The sequence below is a fragment of the Micromonospora sp. KC721 genome (assembly GCF_004348355.1).
In the GTDB taxonomy this organism is placed as follows: Bacteria; Actinomycetota; Actinomycetes; order Mycobacteriales; family Micromonosporaceae; genus Micromonospora.
On record NZ_SMJY01000125.1, the window covers coordinates 1 to 18,160 of the forward strand.

Below are 18,160 nucleotides of genomic sequence, written 5' to 3' on the forward strand. Positions count from 1 at the left end.
GCCCGACCCTGTGCCGCGACGTCCCCCTGCCGCCCCTGGCCACCATCCTGGACGGTGGCACTGCCCCGCTGGGGTCGGGCCTTACCGACTCGGCCGTCGGCATCCGGGGCGCGGCTGTCGCCACTTCGCGGCTTGCTCGGCCGCGCCGGACGGTCGCCGCCGACGGCCCGGGCGTTGTCCGTCGGCACCGGACCGCCGGCCCGGGTCGGCGCTGCACCGTGGTCGGCCCGCCTGGCAGCACCGGCGTTGCCGGGGGTGCGGGCGGTCCGCCCGACCGCTGGCGGGGCAGCCGGGCCGGCGCTGCCGCCCCGTCGGCGTCGTCCGGTCTCGGCCCCGTTGAGCACCATGTCGATGCCGGTCAGCACCTGGTTGCCCTGCTGCGAGTGGTGGCGGAGCAGATCGTCGCCGAAGTCGCGGATCAGTTCCGCGTACACCTGCGCCTCCGCCACCGTTGTCCCCGGCCGGCCGAGGGCACGCCGCATGTTGCGGATGCACTGACGCAGCGCCTCCGCCGTCAGGTCACTGCGGCCCACCTGCCGACGCAGCTCGTGCAGCGACGCTGCCGCGTCCTTGCGGCGGTTCTCCAGCCTGGTGAGGGCCACCTCGGTGGTCGCGTCGATCCGCCGGCCAGCGACATCCAGTTCCTTCATCGTCACCGCGCACGCGGTGGACTCGGCGACGATCCGAGCGATCGCGCCCAACGGACTGAGCGACTCGGCGACCCGGGCAACCGCCGTGCCGAACGTCATTCCTTGGTCGGTGACCCTGACCAGCTGCCTCGTCACGGGAGGAGCGTAGGCACGATACGGCGGTTGTCGATCTGTTCGTCGGGTTGTCGACAGCGACCGCACCGGTTCCGCAGAAGGATCAGCGGAAAATGATCATTGCTGCGCCGAGCACCAGGACGACCACCAGCGCGGCGCCGAGCCCACCCAGGACGAGTACGGCTCCGGCACCCGAGCGGGTCGGCGACGGGTTCCAGCGTCGAGGGGTTGGCATCGCGGTGCGCCGATCGGGGCCACGGCCCGCTGCGTACCCGCCCTCCGGGCTGCTGTCCGCCTGCGTACCGACCCCGCCGCCGAGCAGGGCGACCGTCGCGACGGTCAGGCTGAAGATGCTCGCCACCCAGCTCGCCGTCTCCACGCCACCCGGCCCCCAGCCGAGCACGGCGACCGCCACACTCGCCACGGTGACCGCGAGCGCGACGACGACGATGGTCCGTCGGCTTCGTCTCATGGTTGGCATTATGGCCAACACGGCTGGTGATGGTGCCCCATCCGACTCCCGGACCGGATGGACCGGGAGAGCGGCGTCACGGCTTGCGGGCGACGAGTCCGACGAAGGTGTGGTAAGTGTCCGTCTGCTTCGGAGTTCCCTCGGCGGGCTCCGGCCGCCACGCGGCCAGCGGCACCAGGCCCGGTTCCACCACCTCCAGGCCGTCGACGAAGGAGAGGATCTCCTCGTCGGTGCGCCAGCGGCCGGTGCCGAGCGACTGGTTGAAGACCCTTTCCACCTCCCGGGCTTTGCGGGAGGCGTCCGGGTGCCGCTCGCCCGGGTCACGGAAGTGGGAGATCGCCACGTAACTGCCGGGAGGAAGGGCTGCGCACAACGTCGTCGCGACGGACTTCGGGTCTTCGTCGTCGCGGAGGTGGTGCAGGATCGCGAAGAGCAGCAGCCCGATCGGACGGTCGAAGTCCAAGAACCGGCGAACGTCCGGGTTGTCCAAGATAGATTCCGGCGATCGAGCGTCCGCCTGGATCACCGTGGCGGTTCCGTCGTGTGCCAGCAGCGCCCGCCCGTGCGCCAGCACGATCGGGTCGTTGTCCACGTAGACCACCCGCGCCCCTGGGTCGTGGCGGGTGGCCACCTCGTGCACGTTGCCCTGGGTGGGCAGCCCCGACCCGAGGTCGAGAAACTGGTCGACGCCCTGCTCGGCGACGAGGAACCGGACCACCCGGCGCAGAAAGGCACGGTTCGCCTGGGCGGCCTGCGGACCATCTGGTGTGATCTTGAGAGCGTGGTCGGCCACCATGCGGTCGACTGCGAAGTTGTCCTTGCCGCCGAGCATGAAGTCGTAGACCCGCGCAACGCTCGGCACGTTCATGTCGACGCCGGCCGGTGCTCCCCTTTGACCCGTCACAGCTAGTCTCCCCGTCCACACCGGAACATCGTCGGCCGAATTCGCTGAGTGTAGCGATGCATTGGCGCATATTGTGCACCTCCCTGCCGCTGCCGGCCGACCTGCCCATCGACCCCGATGACCGGGCCGACCCAACGCGGTGAACCTGCACCTTCTCGGCTGCCGACACCACCGCCGCCGAGCCGACGTCCGACGATCAGCCGGCCACCCCGGGCCGATTCGTGCTCAGACCGGCGATGGGAGACCAGTCAGGCCCTCGCCCGCTACTGGGAGAAGTGCCCGCCCGGTGCCGGCCGGCGTCACGCTGTCCGTGCATCGGGCATGGTGGCCAGCAGCAGCGTAGACAGGGCCGCGAAGGCAGCGGCGCCGAGAAGCTGACTCCCGTCGTCGACCGAACCTTCGAGCTGGCCGACATCGTCGAGGCACACCGATACCTGGAGTCCAACACCCAATCCGGCAAGATCGTCGTCACCGTTCCGCACTGACCGACCCTGACGTACAGCAGGCGACCGGACCGCGCCGGCACGTGTCACCTCCCGGTCCCGCTGGTGTTCGGGCGGGGTCAGCTTCGCCTGGCACGCCCGGGGCCGGTCAACCCAGCGAACCCAGCCGGACGGCCTGCTTGAGGAAGACGACGCCGTCGATCATGTCGAGCTGGGTCGCGTCCAGCGGGAAGTAGGCGAAGTCGGGGGAGACGCGCGGGGCGGGCGTCGTGACGGCCCGGGCCAGGCGTCGGGCGTCGATGAGGCAGTGGTCCCACGGGAGCGTGGACAGGATGCCCTCGACGGTGTCCGGGGGTGGGGTGTCGTCGCCGACGGTGCCGAGGGCGGAGGCCAGGAAGGCGTACCGGTCGCCCAGGTGCGTCGCGGTGATCGCTCCCGCGCTCCACCACTCCAACTGCTGGTCGCCGAACGACATGACGCTCTTGTTCCGCTGTAGGTGGAGGTTGGAGGCGTAGACCAGGGCCGGGCCGTGCTCGGCGACCGCCCGCAGGTTGGCGGCCATCATCGCGTCCCGCTGGGCCGACAGTCGGGTCCACCGTGCCGGGGACGCGTCGGCCATCCAGTAGTGGTAGCGCAGCAGGCCGGTGGCGGTGCGCGCGTACAGTGCCGCCCGCTCCCTGTCCTGCGCGCTCAGCTGTGGCGCCTGCGTGTCGAGCAGCGCGACCAGGTCGTCGGTGATCAGTCGCAGCCGCTGGGCGTCGGCGGACTGGCCGATCGACCGGGACGGGTCCGTGGCGGTGGCCTCGTTCGACCACCGGTCGTCCGGGCCCAGCAGCGCGTCGAGGGTTTCCCTGGTCACCACGGTGTTGGGGAGCGGGCCGTCGAGGAGGTCGTAGAGGGCGGTGAGCGCCTGGCGCGGGCTCGCCGCCCAGTATTCCAGCGGGCCGTCGAACCCGAAGAAGCGCAGCTTCTCGTCGTGTTCCTCGTTGTAGGCCCGCATCCAGCGCACGAGCTCGCGGTTGGCCGGTACCGCGCCGAAGCCGTGGCTGAAGCCGTGTTCCATGACGTCGTCGAGCGTGCCCGCGCCCGTCGTGAGGTAGTCGTCCACCACGAGGCCCAGGAGACAGTCGCTCTCGATGGCGAACGACCGGTAGCCCTCGTGCGCGACCAGATGCCGGAAGATCTCGTTGCGCACCTCGCCCAGTTCTCCCACGAAGTGCCGGGCCTCGCCTAGGCCGAGCAGCAGGGGCCGGGCGGGAAGCGACCGGAGAAACGCTGAGACGCCCGCGCCATCGAGCGGACGGGCCGTGTTCCTGATATCCATACCTTCAACATTATCGTTGAATATTCGAGTTTAAACTTAACCCTCACGCTCCTGCTTTCACCGCGATAAACCTTCAAACACTGATGTACGAATGAGGTCAGTGGATCCGGCGCGGAAGCCCGGATGGTCCTCGAGCTCGGTCTCAGGCCCGAGAGCCGAGCCACCGCACCGAGCGGCGCACGATGCTCTCGGGTACCTCGTGGCCGCCGTCGAACTCGTCATAGGCGACGTCGTAGCCGAGCATGCGCAGGCGTGGCACGAGGCGTCGGCTGCACGGATCGACGGGCAGCACCGCGTCGCCGGTGCCGTGGGAGACGTACACCCGGGGGCGACCATGGGTGACCAGTGGCGCGGCGAAGCCGGGGGAGAAGGCCAGCACGGCGTCGAAGACGTCGCCGTTGATCAGGCCGATCGACAGGGCGTACGACGCGCCGTCGGAGAAGCCGCCGATGAGCATGCCGGCGACCGGATACCCGGCGAGGATCTCCTGCAGCACCCGGTCGATGCGACGTACGTCGGGACCGAAGCCGGAGGTGATCAGATCCCAGGTCGCCGCGGTCGACTGCGGCGCCACGAGCAGCAGGCGCTGCTCGTCGGCGACCGGCAGCATCAGCTCCAGTGCCGCCCGCGGCGAGCCACCGGCACCGTGCAGCAGCAGAACCAGCCGGTAGGGGTGGTCACCCACCGGCTGGGGCACGTACGCCAGAGCGATCGGTTCTCCGGCCTGCCCGTCGAACGGCACCAAACCCGTACGGGCCGAGGCCGCGACCAGGCGGCCCGGTCGGACCATCAGCCGGCCGTGCCGGGAGTTCTCCTCCGGCTGCCGATGGGGCGGTACGGTCTCGCCGGTGATCGGCATGATGCCCTCCACGTCAGGTTCGGGCTGCTCCACGGGATACCCCGCCCCCGTTCGCCAAACCGGGTGGTACCGGCAGCGCGAGGTCACGTTTCATCTCGGATCCGTCCCGCGTCCGGGGCAGGTGACGGCCTGGCGACGGTCCTGGCTGACCCGTGGTCGCGGCGGCTGCGGGCCGCTGTTTCGCCGGCGTCCAGGAGGGCGTCGACCAGCGCCCGCAGCGCCGGCTGTGCCAACGAGGTATCCCGGACCGCGGCGTGGATTTTCCTGATCGGCTCCGGGCGGCGGACCGGTCGGGTGGCGACGCCGGGATGGCGGGTCGACAGGCCCAGCCGGGGGATGAGACAGACGCCGAGGCCGGCCGCGACGAACCCCTGTGCCGTGGCGTAGTCCTCCGACCTCGCCACGAAATTCGGACTGAAGCCCGCTGCGGCGCAGGCGTCGATGATCGGCTCCAGGCAGGGGCCGGGCGGTTCGCTGCCGACCCATGGTTCGCGGGCGAGGTCGGTCAGGTCGATCACCCGTTGCGCGGCGAGCGGGTGTCCGGTGGGCAGCACTGCCTGGTACACGTCGTCGAGCAGATGCACCGCCCGGGTGCCCGGCGGGCTCTCGTCGTTCCGGCGGCGTACCACGATGGCCAGGTCGGCGGTGCCCTGCTGCACGTACGGCAGCGGATCATCCGCATCGTTCAGCTTGGGGTCGACGATCACGTCCGGGTGCAGGTGTCGAAATCGGGCCAGGGCAGGTGCCAGCAGGGTCGGGCCGACCGAGGTGAAGTAGCGGATCGTCAGCCGGCCGGTACGCCCCGAGCGCAGGTCGGCCAGCGCGGTCTCGGCCTCGGCCAGGTGTTGGCTGATGATGGCGGCGTGTCGGGTGAGGAGCTGTCCCGCCGCCGTGGGCCGTACGCCACGGCCGAAGCGTTCGAGTAGCGCGATCCCGGCTTCCTTCTCCAGTGCCGCCACCTGCTGGCTGATGGCGGAGGGGGTGTATCCAAGGTGTGCCGCCGCCGCGGTCACCGAGCCGGTGGTTATCACGGCACGTAACACCTGCATGCGCCTGACGTCGAGCATGTAGCACAGCTTAACGGACGGATAGAATCTTTTATTTGTCCTTCCACCTCGGGGCTGGCACCGTCAACGAGGGCAGACCAAGGAGACCAGGGGACGGTGTCATGGCCAGGGCATGGGCATGGGCGCGGATCGGTGTCCTCGCCCTGCTGTGGGGATCGACCTTCCTCTGGATCGAACTGGCGCTGGCCGCGCTGACTCCGGTCCAGGTCACCCTCAGCCGGTGCGCACTCGGAGCGGTCACGCTGCTGGTCGTCTGCCTCGCCTGGGGCCGACGGCTACCGACGGGCCGGGCGACCTGGGGGCGGATCGTCGTGGCCGCCTTCTTCTGCAACGCCCTGCCGTTCGCCATGTTCAGCCTCGGTCAGCAGACCATCGACTCGGGAGTCGCCGGCGTGCTGAACGCCACGACTCCGCTGTGGTCCCTGCTGATCGGGATGGTCATCGGCTCCGAGCGCGGGCTGCCGCCGCTCCGGGTGGCCGGACTCCTCATCGGGTTCACCGGGGTAGTGCTGATCTTCGCTCCCTGGCAGACGACCGGACCGGTGGGTTGGGGCGCGCTCGCTATCGTCGTCGCCGCGGCCAGCTACGCCGTCGGCTTCGCGTACATGGGCCGCAGCCTGGTCGGCAAGGGCATCCCCACCATCTCCCTGTCGACGGCGCAGCTCGTCGCCGCGACCGGCCTGACCACGTTGACGCTGCCAGCCGGCGGTCTGACACCCATCGAGATCGGTCCCAAGGCCCTGATCGCCGTGCTGGTCCTGGGCGTCGTCGCCACCGGGGTTACCTTCCACCTCACCTACCGGAACATCGCCGCCGAGGGTGCCACCAACACGGCGACCGTCGGCTACCTGCTGCCGGTGGTCTCGGTGGCACTGGGGGTCATCGTCCTCGACGAGGACTTCGGCCTCCGAGTCGCCGCCGGGATGGTTGTCGTGCTCATCGGCGTCGCGCTGACCCGCCTACCCGGCCGCCGGGAGATGACGGACCGGCGTGGTCGCTGATGGCGGACCAGAACTGGGCACTGAATGATCATCTGGGGGAGGCGTCGGCGTTCCAGGTCAGCCGGCACCGAAGCAGACGAACGCCGCGGCGGTGGCCCGGTCCGGCCCGTCACCGGCCGCGCCGAACGCCCGTTGCGCCTCGGCCAGCGCCCGCGCCGGCCGGGCACCCGCCCGCATCCGGCGGTGCAGGTCCAGCATCAGCGCGGTGGTGGGCTCGGCCGGCACCGGCAACACGGTCGCGATCAGGCACCGGGTGCCGAGGGCCAGCAGCACCGCGGTGAATCCCAGGATCTCGTCCCCGGGGCGGACCCCGGTCAGGCCCGAATCGCACGCGGAGAGCACCACACTGCCGGGTGGGCGGGCCACCCGTTCCCACTCGTACGCGAACAGCGGGCCGTCGGCCAGTTCCAGGGTGGAGAACTGCGGGTTGTCGGCGCGGAACGTGCCGTGGGCGGCGATGTGCACCAGCCCGGCGCCGTCCAGCGCGCCGGTCAGCGCGTCGGCGGTGGCCGTGGCGCCGGTGAACAGCCGGGCCTCCGGCAGAACCTGCGCGAGCCGGCGTACCTCGGCGTGCGCGGCCGGCAGGCGCGGTCCGGCGGCCAGCACCGGCGGCCCGGTCGGCTGCTCCCGGCGGTCTGCGGCGAGCCAGACGGTGGCCGATGGAGCGACCGTCACCGCCCGCCCTGAGCAGGTCGGCAGCGCCGACCAGGGCACCGCGTGCAGTGCCCCGACCGGGACGATCACCAGGGCCCGGTCGGCCAGCCGCCGACGGAGCGGATCGAAGAGCCGACGGTCCAGGGTGGCCGCCACGTGCGCCGCTCCCATTCGCGCGGCGGTCGTATCGCCGGTGGTGACCAACCGGCGCAGGGCGAACCGGTGCCGCCGGGTCAGCTCCACCACCTCGGCGAGCGGGCACAGATCGTGCAGGCTGGCCCGGTTGGCGCGGATCAGCACCGCCCGGAGCCGATCGCCGTGCGCCACCAGCTCGACCAGCGCCCGGTCACCGAGCCGCGCGGCCAGCGCCGCCACGCCCGGCGGGGTCAGCGCGACGCCCCCGCCGGGCACTCGCCGGGTCAGGTCCCGGATGCGCTGTTCCAGGCGGGACTGCCGGCCGCGCAGGGCGTGCGCGGGACGGCCGGCCAGCACCTCGTCCTCCAGCAGTCCGCTGACCAGCCGGAGTTCGGCGAGCGCCGTCACCAGTTCGGGGTCGTCGGGGGGCAGCGCCGGCCGGGCCCGCAGTCCGTTGGCCCGCCACCGCTCCGCCCAGGCCAGGACCTGGGCCGGTGCCCCGGCGCGGACCGCGATGTCCAGGCCCTCGGCCGCCAGCTCCTGCCCGTACGCCCCGCTGTTGGCCCGCAGTTCGGTGGCGCCGAGCGAGGTGCGGTGCCGGTCGAGCACGGCCAGCCCCCGGCTCAGCGCCCGGCCCGCCGCACGATCGTCCCCGCTCAACCGCTGGGACAGGGCCAGCGCGTACCAGCCCTGTGCCCGCCGGTCGGCGGTGCCCCGGCGGCGGGCCCGGGCGGCGACCGCCAGCAGCTCCCGGGCGCGATCCGGGCGCCCCAGCGCGGCGGCCAGCAGGCCGGCCTCGATCCGGGTGGTCAGCGCCGGGCCGGGCCATCCGGTGGCCTCCAGCTGGTCGGCGGTCCGCGTCATCGCGGTGAGCAGCGTGGCCGAGCGGGCGCCCCGGCGGTACTCGGCGCGCAGCTCGACGTGCCGGGCGAAGGCGGCCCAGGTGCGGCGGCCCTGGCGGCGGAACCGGACCCGGGCCGCGCCAGCGGCTGCGGCGGCGGTGTCGACGTCGTCGGCGAGCAGGGCGGCCCGGGCCTGTGCCAGCAGCGCCTCGGCGAAATCGGAGGCCATGCCCCGGCGGCGCAGCTCCCGTACGGCCGCCGTGGCCACCTCGACCGCCTCGCCGACCAACGGCACCGACAGCAGCAGCTCGAAGCGGTCCAGCAGCAGCGCCGGTCGGGGGACGGCGAGGCGCTGGTACTCCTCGTCGACGGCGGCGAAGCGTCGCAGCGCCCCCGCGATGTCGCCGCGTCGGCCGGCGGCGATCCCGCCGTTCCAGCGGGCGTCGGCCGCCGCGAGATCCAGCCCGAGCTGGTCGAAGGCGGCCGCGGCCCGGGCGAGGTCGTCATCCGTGCCGCCGGACGCCCCCCGGTGGGCGTTGAGCAGTCCCCGGTTGTTGCGGGCCCGCGCTTCCAACAGCAGATCGCCCTCGCGCTGGGCGATGTCGATGGCGAGGGTGTAGTCGCGTACCGCCTCGTCGTAGCGGCCGCGATAGTGCAGCACCACGCCCCGCTGCATCCGGGCCCGGCCCGCGTCCGCGTAGGTGAGTTGCGGCAGCGCGGCCGACACCGCGCGCAGCGCCGCGGCGGTGCGGCCGGCGTTGGCCAGTACGTAGCCGAGGCTCATCCGGGCCAGTGCCCGGACCCGGGGGGTGCCGGCGAGGCGTACCGCGCGGCGCAGGTGGCGCAGCGCGCCGGGCAGGTCGTTGAGTTCCCGCAGGGCAAGGCCGATGGCCCGCTCGGCGGTGGAGCGCTCGTCGTCGTCGACGCCGGCGGCGAGCACCCGACGGGCGATCGCGATCGCCTCGCGGGGGTAGCGCTGGACGGCGTCCAGCGCCGCCTGGGCAGCCTCGGCACCGGACGCGGTGCGATCGGCCATACCCCACAGCGTCCGCCCAGAGGGGAAGCGCAGTCAATGCCGACTATCGGACAGAAAATTGTCGGAAATTGGCACCAGTCATTCATATTATTGACACTGCCCTATGTCGTGGAAGAATTGTCGGCGCCGGGGGGAATTCGGCCGCGCCGACCACCGGCGGGCGTCTCGTCGACCGCATGGAGGACCCATGCCGCCTGAGTACCCCGATGCGCCGCACCCGGCCGGCCGGGTGTCCCGACGACGACTGCTGGCGGCGTCCGCGCTCGCCGCGGCGGTGGCACCGCTCGGCGTCGGGCTGCGCCCGGAGCCGGCGTTCGGTGACGACGCGGATGACGCCGCCTACCAGCGGGCCTTCGACGAGGCGCTGGCCGCCGACCAGAACGTCCGCCGCCACACCATCCGGGGAAAGCAGTTTCTCTACCGGCCCCGGCAGCTGCTGGTCGCCGCCGCCGACACCCAGCGGGTCCTCGCCCGGCTGCGCGCCGCCGGCCACCCGGTCACCCCGAAGGACAGCTTCGCCGGCGTCACCCGGCTGCTGTTCGGCAGGGAGACCGACATTCCCGCGGTCGTGACCCAGCTGCGCGACCCCCAGCAGTGGCCCGGGCAGCCGGTGCCGAAGGTGCAGCCGCACCACGTCCTGCTGGGCCTGGGCAACATCATGGGCAACCCCGGCAGCCCACCCGCACCGGCCGCCGCGCTGCCGCCGCCGGACGGCGGTCGGCGCGGCGAGGGCGCGGGGGTGACGGTCGGGATCTGCGATACCGGCATCTGCCCGCTGGCCGGCAGCCGCCACCCGCAATGGCTCGGCGGGACGTACCTGCCGCAGGTCGACGACGAGGACCCGCTGTACGTGCACACCGACGTGCTCGCCCCGCAGGGCGGGCACGGCACCTTCGTCGCCGGTGTGGTGCGGCAGGCCGCGCCGGGGGTACGCGTCGACCCGGAGCCGGCGCTGACCGCCACCGGCGTCGGTGACGAGGCGTCGGTGGTGGCCGCGATGGGCCGGCTCGCGCCCGAGGTGTCCATCATCAACCTCTCCCTCGGCGGTTTCACCCAGGACGACCAGCCGTCGCTGCCCCTGGCCAACGCGGTGGCCGCGCTGCCCTCGACGAGTGCCGTGGTGGCGGCGGCGGGCAACGCCGGCACCAGCCGGCCCCCGTGGCCGGCGGCCCTCACCCGGGTCGTCGCGGTGGCGGCCGTCAGCCAGGGGCCCGGTGGCGTGGTGCCGGCCGCCTACAGCGGGTACGGGCCGTGGGTCGACGCCTGCGCACCGGGCGAGCACGACAGCACGTACGTCGAGGGCCAACTGCCGCTGCCGGGGCGGCCGACCCGGGTGTTCCACGGCTTCGCCACCTGGGCGGGCACCTCGTTCGCCACCGCGTACGTCTCCGGCCGGCTCGCCGCGCTGATGACCGCCGGCGGCATGAACGCCGACGCGGCGCGGCTGGCACTGCTCGCGGCGCCACGGTGGCACCCCGACTACGGCGTGCTCGTCACATGAGCGGTCGGCGGCGAGCGAACCGTCGGTGCCGCCGGGCGGTGTCGACGTGACCGAGCGCAGCGCGGCCAGCCTGGTGAGCGCCGCCGCGGCCGGGGACGAGTCGGCGTGGGCGGAACTGGTCCGCCGGTACACCCCGCTGGTCTACTCGGTGATCCGGTCGTGCGGGGTGAACGGTACCGACGCCTCCGACGTCAACCAGACCGTCTGGCTGCGCCTCGTGGAGCACCTGGGTCGGGTGCGGGATCCGCAGGCCCTCGCCGCCTGGCTGGCCACCACGACCCGGCGTGAGTGCTACCGGCTGACCCGTTTGGGCCGGCGTACCCAACTCGTCGACCCGTACGACGAGGCGCTCGACACGTACCATGGCTTTTCCCGCACGGCGGATGCGGCGGGCCCGGACGAGGAGTTGCTGCGCGCGGAGCGTCGGCAGGCGCTGCGGGAGGGCTTCGCGCAGCTGCCACCGCGCTGCCAGGAACTGCTGTCCCTGCTGACGGCCGACCCACCGTCCAGCTACCGGGAGATCGCCGAACGGCTGGGCGTACCGATCGGCAGCATCGGCCCCACCCAGGCCCGCTGCCTGCGCCGGCTGCGCGAGTGCCCGGCGCTGGCACCGTTCCTCACGGTGCCGGCGACCCGCCCGAACGGAGGTGACCGCGATGGAGCCGTGGCCGCCGGCCGATGACGACGCCCTGACGGCCGAGCTGGGCGCGGCGCTGCGAGAGGCCGGCCCGGTGCCGGAGGAGTACCTCACCGCGGCGCGAGCCGCGTTCGCCTGGCGGAACGTTGCCGCGGAGATCGCCCTCGCCGAGCTGGTGTTCGACTCGGCGTGCGACGCGGAGCCGGCGGGGCTGACCCGGTCGGCCGGCTCCGCGCGGACGCTGTCGTTCCACAGCGGCGCGGTGGTCCTGGAGATCGAGGTGACCGAGGCCGGGATCGTCGGGCAGCTCTCCCCGCCCGAGGGCGGTCGGGTCAGCGCACAGACCGTCGCCGGCACGTACGACGAGGCGCCGGTGGACGAGGTGGGTTTCTTCTCGCTGGGCGTTCCCCCACCCGGCCCGGTGCGGCTGCGCGCCCAGGCCGACGGGTACGCGGTGGCCACCACCTGGGTCTCACTGCGCTGACGGCACCGCCCGGCGCAACGTACGGCGACGGGGGTCGTGGCCCGGCGGACCACGCCCCTGAGCTGATGACGGCGGACCTACCGCTGTCCCACCGTGAGCAGATACTGCACGCCACCGAGGCCGGCCCCTCGATGCCCCTGCTGTCCGGGCCGAACTGCGTCACCTGGGACGACGATCTCCACCGGGGCGGGCCGTAATTGCCTGGCCGGCGGATACGCCGGTCACCGATGATTGCGGCCATGGCTTCCCGAGGGGGTGCCGAGGCGTGGCCCGGACCGTGAAACTGTCATGGACGTGACCAGTCGCCGTGAACGTGCCCGAGAGGCTCTGGCTGGCCACACGAGTGGCCCCAACGCCACGACCCGGGCGACGGCCCGTGCCCTGGCGAAGGTCGACGACGCCGTCGCCGTGGTGCTCGTCGAGGGCATCAGCGACCAGATCGCACTACAGACAGCCGCGGTGGGCCGCGGTCGGGATCTCGACGCGGAGCGGATCGTGATTCTGCCGATCGGGGGTGCGCACGCGATCGGCCGCTTCCTGACGAGGCTGGCGCCGCTGGGCGCCCGGGTGCGACGTGCCGGACTGTGCGACCTGCGTGAGGAGGAGCTGTTCCGACGAGGTGTCGCCGCCCAGGTCGGGTCGCCCCTCACCCGCACCGACATGGAGCAACTCGGGTTCTACGTCTGCGTCCAGGATCTGGAGGACGAGCTGATCCGCGCCGTGGGCGTCCCGCAGGTCGTGGAGCTTTTCGACTCGTACGGCGACCTCCGCTCGTTCCGCTCCTTCCAGAGCCAGCCGGCGTGGCGCGGCCGGGAGCCCGAGGCACAGATCTACCGGTTCCTGCGCAGCAGCTCGGTTCGCAACCTGCGCTACGCACGGCTGCTCGTGGAGGCCGCGGTCGGCCGCGGCACCCTGCCCCGGCCACTCGACGCGCTGCTCACCGCCGTCTGACCCACCGCAGGATCCCAGGTCGGCGTCGGTGTTGGCCCGGTCGGGTTTGGACCCTGCCTGCGGGTGTTTTCCACCTACTCGGATTCGCCAATGGACGATGATCTCCTCGACGACTTCATGCGGGCGGATCGCGAGCGCGGCCTGGGCACGTACGGGTCCACCTGTACCGCGAGGGCAGGCACTGATCGAGCGTCGGACACGCTCCGACGACCGGGTCGATCTGTGCTCGGTCGCGAAGGCGTTGACCTCCGTGGCGCTCGGGCTGGCGGAGGTGACCCTGCGTCATCTGGTGACGATGACCGGCGGCACGAGCCATCGCTGGTTCGCCGACGCCTGAGCCACCTCGCGGCGGCCCGGGGCAGTTGCGAGCCTGACGAAAGTCAGGGGTGGTCGCTGCCGATCGGGTCAGGTGGCGGCAGGTTCCAAATTCGTAGCGTGGCCGCATCAGTCGAGATGATCGGAGCACGCGGTGAGGGCGAACAGTAACCACTGGTGGCGGGGGACCGCTGTGGTGGCGGCCACCGGCTTGGCAATTCTTGCGGGGCCCGGCCCGGCGCTGGCTGCCGGCGCGGGCGGCGACGCGGCAGTCGATGCCGCGGCGGTGGAACGGGTCGTGGCGGATTTCGCGAGCAGGGCCGGGTATCCGGGGGTCGCCGTGGCGATCACCAAGGGCGGTCAGGTGCAGTATGTCGGCGGTCATGGTCACGACTCGTCCGGCGCGGCGGTGACCGCGACGACGCCGATGCCGGCCGCGTCCGTCAGCAAGTCGTTCACGGCGCTGGCGGTGATGCAGCTGGTGGAGGCGGGGAAGATGGAGCTAAACGCGCCGGTTCGCCAGTATCTGCCGGACTTCCAGGTCGACGACGCCCGCGGGGCCCGCATCACGGTGCGGGAGCTGCTGGATCAGACCTCCGGAATCACCGACCTCACGCTGCGGGAGAAGAGCCTGCCACAGCCCGACTCGCTCGCCGCCGCGCAGCAGCGGGCGCGGGCGGCGACCCTGGCCTCCGACCCCGGCACCAGGTACGCCTACTCGAACACGAACTACCACCTCGCGGCGCGGCTGGTCGAGGTGGTCTCCGGGCAACCGTTCGCGGACTACCTGCGGGACCGGGTGTTCGAGCCGGTGGGTATGCGCTCCACCACCAGCATCGACCAGGCCCCGCGCGATCTGCCGGAGCAGGTCCGCGAGGGCTACCTGTACGCGTACGGGGCAACGATCCGGGCGGCCGAGCCGAAGCGGTTCATGGCCGGCTCCGACGGGCTGATCACCACCGCGGCGGACATGGCCCAGTGGCTGATCATGCAGAACAGCGGCGGTGCCGCGGCCACCGGTGCCCGCCTGATCTCCGCCTCGGGCATCACCACCATGCACACCCCCTCCGGCCCGGACTCGACCTACGGTTTGGGCTGGGTACGCGACGACAACGGCTGGATCCGCCACAACGGGGTGTGGTTCACCTTCACCGCCAGTCAGTTGCTGTTGCCGTCCGGCCACGGCATCGCGGTGCTGGGCAACAGCGGTCTCGGCCTGGGCAACGAGGGCACCGGTCAGCTGGCGGACGCTCTCGCGGAGCTGGTGACCGGCGGCGACCCGCAGGCGCCCGCGCCACTGCGGCTGATCGTCGACCTTGTGTTGGCCGGTTTCACGGTGGTCAGCATCGCGCTGGGTGTCCGCAACCTGCGCCGCAGCGGTGACTGGGCCCGCCGGTTCGCTGTCAAGCCGCTCTGGCAGCCGATCATGCGGCTCGTGCCGCGGCTGGTGCCGGCGGCGTTGCTGGTGATGCTGCCCGACCTGCTCGGTCGGATCGTGGGCGGCGGACGGGACATCGCATTCGTGCAGCTGGCGTACTACACGCTCCCGCTGGTCGTCTGGACGGCGGTCGCCGCGCTCACCAACCTGAGCGTGATGATCATCCGGGTCTCGGCCCTGGTGCGGGCACGCCGCCCGGCCGGCGAGCACGCCGTGCCGGTGGGGGCCGCCCGGGTCGAGATGCTCGCCGGGTAACGTCGATGATCGTGACGAGGGGCGGGTGGTTTCGGCGATCACCCGCCCCGCCGTGGGCGTTGTGCGTGGTGGCGCTGCTGTTGGCGGTCATCGTCGTCGACCATCGATCACTGTCGTGGTGGATGGTGGTCGGTGCGGTGTTCGCGCCGCTCGCCGCCCTGGTGACGCTCCGGGCGTACCCGCTGATCTCGTTGGCGGCCTGCGCGGTCACGAGCCTTGCCAGCGGTCTGGCGATCCACGACTCGGTGCCGGTGTGGAGCGCGGCGCTCGGCGCCGCACTGTTCATGACCAGCCTGCTGGCCGGGCGCCGCGCACCTCAGCCCCTGCCGGCACTGGCTGTTCTTGCCGTCGCGGCGGTGCTGGGCATCGTCCACGGCCTGGTCACCGGCGGCGGCTGGGGCACCAGCCTGCTGATGTTGGCCCTGGTCGTGGCGCTGCCGTGGGCACTCGGACGCATCGTGCGCCAGCAGGACCAGCTGGTGATGATGAGTGCGGAGCAGGCCCGACTGCAGGAGCGTGCGCGCATCGCCCGCGACATGCACGACACGCTCGGGCATGAACTCAGTCTGTTGGCGCTTCGTGCCGGGGCGCTGGAAATGGCACCCGGGCTGGACGAGCGGCACCGGGCGGCCGCCACCGAGCTGCGCTGCGGAGCCGGTACGGCGACCAGGCGGCTGGCGGAGATCATCACCGTGCTTCGGGATGGCGCACCAGCACCATTGGAGCCGGTCAACGACCGGATCGAGGAGCTCGTCGAACGTGCCCGACAGGCCGGTGTCACGGTGTCGCTGGACCGCGACGGCGGAGAAGGCCTCCCGCCGGGCGTCGACCGAGCAGCCCACCGGGTCGTCCAGGAAGCGCTCACCAACGCGATGAAACATGCCCCTACCGCGCCCGTGCGGGTGCGTGTGTCCACCACCGACGGCACGACCACCGTCACGGTCACCAACCCGCTGCCGCCCGGCCTGCGACGCGGACCGGGCAGTAACGCCGGGCTGGCCGGCCTGCGCGAGCGGGTACGCCTGGCCGGTGGCGCGATCTCGGCCGGCCCGCGTGGGGAGCAGTTCGAACTCGTCGCTGTCCTGCCGCATCGGGGAGAGTCATGATCCGGGTGATGCTGGCCGACGACGAGGCAATGATCCGGGCCGGTGTCCGGGCCATCCTCGGCGTGGACCCCGCCATCGAGGTGGTCGCCGAGGCCGCCGACGGCCGGGAGGCGATCGCCCTCGCCCTCGCCCACCGTCCCGACGTCGCTCTGCTCGACATCCGGATGCCCCGGCTCGACGGGCTCGCCGCCGCCGCCGAAATCCTCCGTGTTCTGCCCGGAGCCGGGGTGGCCATGCTGACCACCTTCGGCGACGACGAGTACGTTGCCCGCGCGCTCGACAGCGGCGCACGCGGCTTCCTGCTCAAGTCCGGCAACCCGAGAGACCTGCTCGCGGGCATCCACGCGATCTCCGAAGGCGGCGCCTACCTGTCCCCGGACATCACCGCGCGGGTCATCGGCAAACTACGCTCGGCCGGCCTCGGTCGCGCCGGCGAGGCCCGCGCGAAGGTGCAGCAGCTCACCCAGCGGGAACGCGACGTTCTCGCCCTCATCGGCGCAGGTCTGTCCAACAGCCAGATCGCCCGCCGGCTGCACCTCGTCGAAGGCACCGTCAAAGGGCACGTCAGCGCCCTTCTCGCCCGGCTGGACCTCGGCAACCGCGTACAAGCTGCCATCCTGGCCCACGAAGCAGGCCTCACCGCCGAGTGACCGGTGCGGGAACCGGCTCCGGTGAGCCTCCCCGACCCGCGGCGGCGAGCCCGCGGCGAACCGCCGTTGTCGGTCCGGGTGACGCCTTATTCCTTCCGGCTGCCGGTGAGCACCCAAAGCCCAGGAGGTTGAGTACAACCCGACCGGGCCGGAGCAACCGGGCAAGATCAGCCGGTACGAGCGGATGCTACAGATCATTCAGGAGACCGGAGACGCCGGCATCAAGCCGGGCCGGATTCTCGCCCTTATGGTTGGCGAGGGCACCGCGTGGGACGAACGGACCTCCATGCGGCCACCGCCGACGCGATCGAAGACTCGACATCATCGGCGACCTGGTCTTCGGCCTGGTGGAGAGCGTCATCGGAATGCGACGCGACCTGTCCGCCTCTCATCGCTCGCGAAGCTGCACCGCTCGGTCGCGGCCGCAGCGCTGCGCCTCGTCGGGACCGGGAAACAGCCCGAGAATCTCGGGTAGCTCACCGGACCCGGCAGCGGCGCGGCGTCACCGGTCTTCGAGAAGGTCCCGCAGGGTCGACCGGTAGTACGCCAGCAAGGACGGTGAACCGCTCCAGGTCGGCTTGCGCGCCCCGTACGCCCGCTCGAGCGCGAGGAGGCCGTGGCAGGTCGCCCAGACCCGGTGGGCACGCTCCGCGCCGATCTGTTCCGCCGGCACCGCGACGACCCGGTCGATCGCCGCGATACGGACGTCGTCGGAGACCTCGAACTGACCGAGTGGATAGTCGAACACGAGCCGGTACGGTTCGGGGTGGCGCATCGACCAGTCGCGCAGCGCCAGTGCCCAGCCCTCAACCAGGGCGTCGGGCCGGCTCCCGGCCGGAGGGGTGATCTCGGCGACGAGATCGTCGACAAGGGACTCGTACACGGCCTCGACCATGCCGCGCCGGTTTCCGAACTTGGTGTAGACGCACATCGTCGAACGACCCGCTGCGGTCGCGACCTTGCGCACGGTCAGGTCGGCGATGCCCAAGCGCGCCGAAGTCATCCCCACCACGGACGCCACCCAACTGATCGCCCCGCTCGCCCAGGTCTTCGCGGTGGCGCTGGTGACCGCGCTCTTCATCGCGTACGGGCGGTCGAGCGGCCTGCTCGGCACGATCGGTTTCGCGTTGAACTTCGTCGCTCTCGCAGCCCTGGTCGGCGTCGAGTTCGTCATCAACCTGGTCTTCGCCCACCTGCCCAGCCCGACCATCGCCGAGCTGCGTGCCGGCCCTCTCGGCATCGCCCTGACCGTCGCCTCCGTGCTCTTCCTCCTCGGCACGTGGACATTCGTCGCAGCACTGTGGCGCGTCCCCGGCCCACCC

At 72.1% G+C, this 18,160-nt stretch carries 18 protein-coding genes and 1 pseudogene; 11 read left to right on the forward strand and 8 right to left on the reverse strand.

Features of this window, described 5'->3' with window-relative positions; all coding sequences use genetic code 11:
• The 3 genes from E1182_RS20195 to E1182_RS20205 form a co-directional block, all read right to left on the reverse strand.
• The coding region (locus E1182_RS20195) for a hypothetical protein (protein ID WP_207921459.1) at positions 1-785 on the reverse strand (785 nt) is incomplete at its 3' end.
• Between the two features lie 82 nt (positions 786-867).
• Entirely contained in the window at positions 868-1,236 is a 369-nt protein-coding gene (locus E1182_RS20200) for a hypothetical protein (RefSeq protein WP_132267613.1), read from the reverse strand.
• A 76-nt stretch (positions 1,237-1,312) separates the two neighbouring features.
• Positions 1,313-2,140: an SAM-dependent methyltransferase gene (locus tag E1182_RS20205; protein ID WP_132267615.1), complete on the reverse strand. Its 828-nt coding sequence runs from the start codon at positions 2,138-2,140 to the stop codon at positions 1,313-1,315.
• Between the two features lie 236 nt (positions 2,141-2,376).
• On the opposite strand from E1182_RS20205, the gene E1182_RS20210 reads away from it, so the two are divergent.
• On the forward strand, positions 2,377-2,625 hold the full coding sequence (locus E1182_RS20210; RefSeq protein ID WP_132267644.1) for a zinc-binding dehydrogenase: 249 nt from the start codon (positions 2,377-2,379) through the stop codon (positions 2,623-2,625).
• 106 nt (positions 2,626-2,731) lie between these two features.
• Here E1182_RS20210 and E1182_RS20215 read toward each other — a convergent pair whose 3' ends face one another.
• The 3 genes from E1182_RS20215 to E1182_RS20225 form a co-directional block, all read right to left on the reverse strand.
• On the reverse strand, positions 2,732-3,907 hold the full coding sequence (locus E1182_RS20215; RefSeq protein ID WP_132267617.1) for an erythromycin esterase family protein: 1,176 nt from the start codon (positions 3,905-3,907) through the stop codon (positions 2,732-2,734).
• A 142-nt stretch (positions 3,908-4,049) separates the two neighbouring features.
• Complete coding sequence (locus tag E1182_RS20220; protein ID WP_132267647.1) at positions 4,050-4,766, reverse strand: alpha/beta hydrolase; 717 nt, start codon at positions 4,764-4,766, stop codon at positions 4,050-4,052.
• Between the two features lie 83 nt (positions 4,767-4,849).
• Positions 4,850-5,833, reverse strand: a complete 984-nt coding sequence (locus E1182_RS20225) for a LysR family transcriptional regulator (RefSeq protein ID WP_132267620.1) — start codon at positions 5,831-5,833, stop codon at positions 4,850-4,852.
• Between the two features lie 101 nt (positions 5,834-5,934).
• On the opposite strand from E1182_RS20225, the gene E1182_RS20230 reads away from it, so the two are divergent.
• Positions 5,935-6,834, forward strand: a complete 900-nt coding sequence (locus E1182_RS20230; protein ID WP_132267622.1) for a DMT family transporter — start codon at positions 5,935-5,937, stop codon at positions 6,832-6,834.
• Between the two features lie 57 nt (positions 6,835-6,891).
• On the opposite strand, the gene E1182_RS20235 is transcribed toward E1182_RS20230, so the two are convergent.
• Positions 6,892-9,501, reverse strand: a complete 2,610-nt coding sequence (locus E1182_RS20235) for a CHAT domain-containing tetratricopeptide repeat protein (protein WP_132267625.1) — start codon at positions 9,499-9,501, stop codon at positions 6,892-6,894.
• A 187-nt stretch (positions 9,502-9,688) separates the two neighbouring features.
• On the opposite strand from E1182_RS20235, the gene E1182_RS20240 reads away from it, so the two are divergent.
• The 8 genes from E1182_RS20240 to E1182_RS20270 all read left to right on the forward strand — a co-directional run bounded on the left by E1182_RS20240 (position 9,689) and on the right by E1182_RS20270 (position 16,838).
• Positions 9,689-11,002, forward strand: coding sequence for a S8/S53 family peptidase (locus E1182_RS20240; RefSeq protein ID WP_132267627.1), 1,314 nt, complete (start codon positions 9,689-9,691; stop codon positions 11,000-11,002).
• A 46-nt stretch (positions 11,003-11,048) separates the two neighbouring features.
• Entirely contained in the window at positions 11,049-11,684 is a 636-nt protein-coding gene (locus E1182_RS20245) for an RNA polymerase sigma factor (RefSeq protein WP_132267629.1), read from the forward strand.
• Positions 11,659-12,123, forward strand: a complete 465-nt coding sequence (locus tag E1182_RS20250) for a hypothetical protein (protein ID WP_132267632.1) — start codon at positions 11,659-11,661, stop codon at positions 12,121-12,123. The genes E1182_RS20245 and E1182_RS20250 overlap by 26 nt, the downstream gene beginning before the upstream one ends.
• A 65-nt stretch (positions 12,124-12,188) precedes the next feature.
• Positions 12,189-12,320: a hypothetical protein gene (locus E1182_RS32750; RefSeq protein WP_256370845.1), complete on the forward strand. Its 132-nt coding sequence runs from the start codon at positions 12,189-12,191 to the stop codon at positions 12,318-12,320.
• Positions 12,321-12,417: 97 nt separating this feature from the next.
• Positions 12,418-13,074 (forward strand): TOPRIM nucleotidyl transferase/hydrolase domain-containing protein, encoded by a 657-nt coding sequence (locus E1182_RS20255; RefSeq protein WP_243706325.1) that lies wholly within the window; start codon positions 12,418-12,420, stop codon positions 13,072-13,074.
• Between the two features lie 613 nt (positions 13,075-13,687).
• Complete coding sequence (locus E1182_RS20260) at positions 13,688-15,082, forward strand: serine hydrolase (RefSeq protein WP_243706326.1); 1,395 nt, start codon at positions 13,688-13,690, stop codon at positions 15,080-15,082.
• 5 nt (positions 15,083-15,087) lie between these two features.
• Complete coding sequence (locus E1182_RS20265) at positions 15,088-16,188, forward strand: sensor histidine kinase (RefSeq protein ID WP_132267637.1); 1,101 nt, start codon at positions 15,088-15,090, stop codon at positions 16,186-16,188.
• The gene (locus tag E1182_RS20270; RefSeq protein WP_132267639.1) at positions 16,185-16,838 is read left to right on the forward strand and encodes a response regulator transcription factor; all 654 of its coding nucleotides are present in this window, start codon (positions 16,185-16,187) and stop codon (positions 16,836-16,838) included. The genes E1182_RS20265 and E1182_RS20270 overlap by 4 nt, the downstream gene beginning before the upstream one ends.
• A 502-nt stretch (positions 16,839-17,340) precedes the next feature.
• Here E1182_RS20270 and E1182_RS20275 read toward each other — a convergent pair.
• Positions 17,341-17,841 carry a TetR/AcrR family transcriptional regulator gene (locus tag E1182_RS20275; protein ID WP_132267642.1) on the reverse strand — a complete coding sequence of 167 codons (501 nt, stop codon included), beginning with the start codon at positions 17,839-17,841 and terminating at the stop codon, positions 17,341-17,343.
• On the opposite strand from E1182_RS20275, the pseudogene E1182_RS20280 reads away from it, so the two are divergent.
• Positions 17,819-18,160: pseudogene (locus E1182_RS20280) on the forward strand (hypothetical protein); the annotation flags it as partial. The gene E1182_RS20275 and the pseudogene E1182_RS20280 overlap by 23 nt on opposite strands.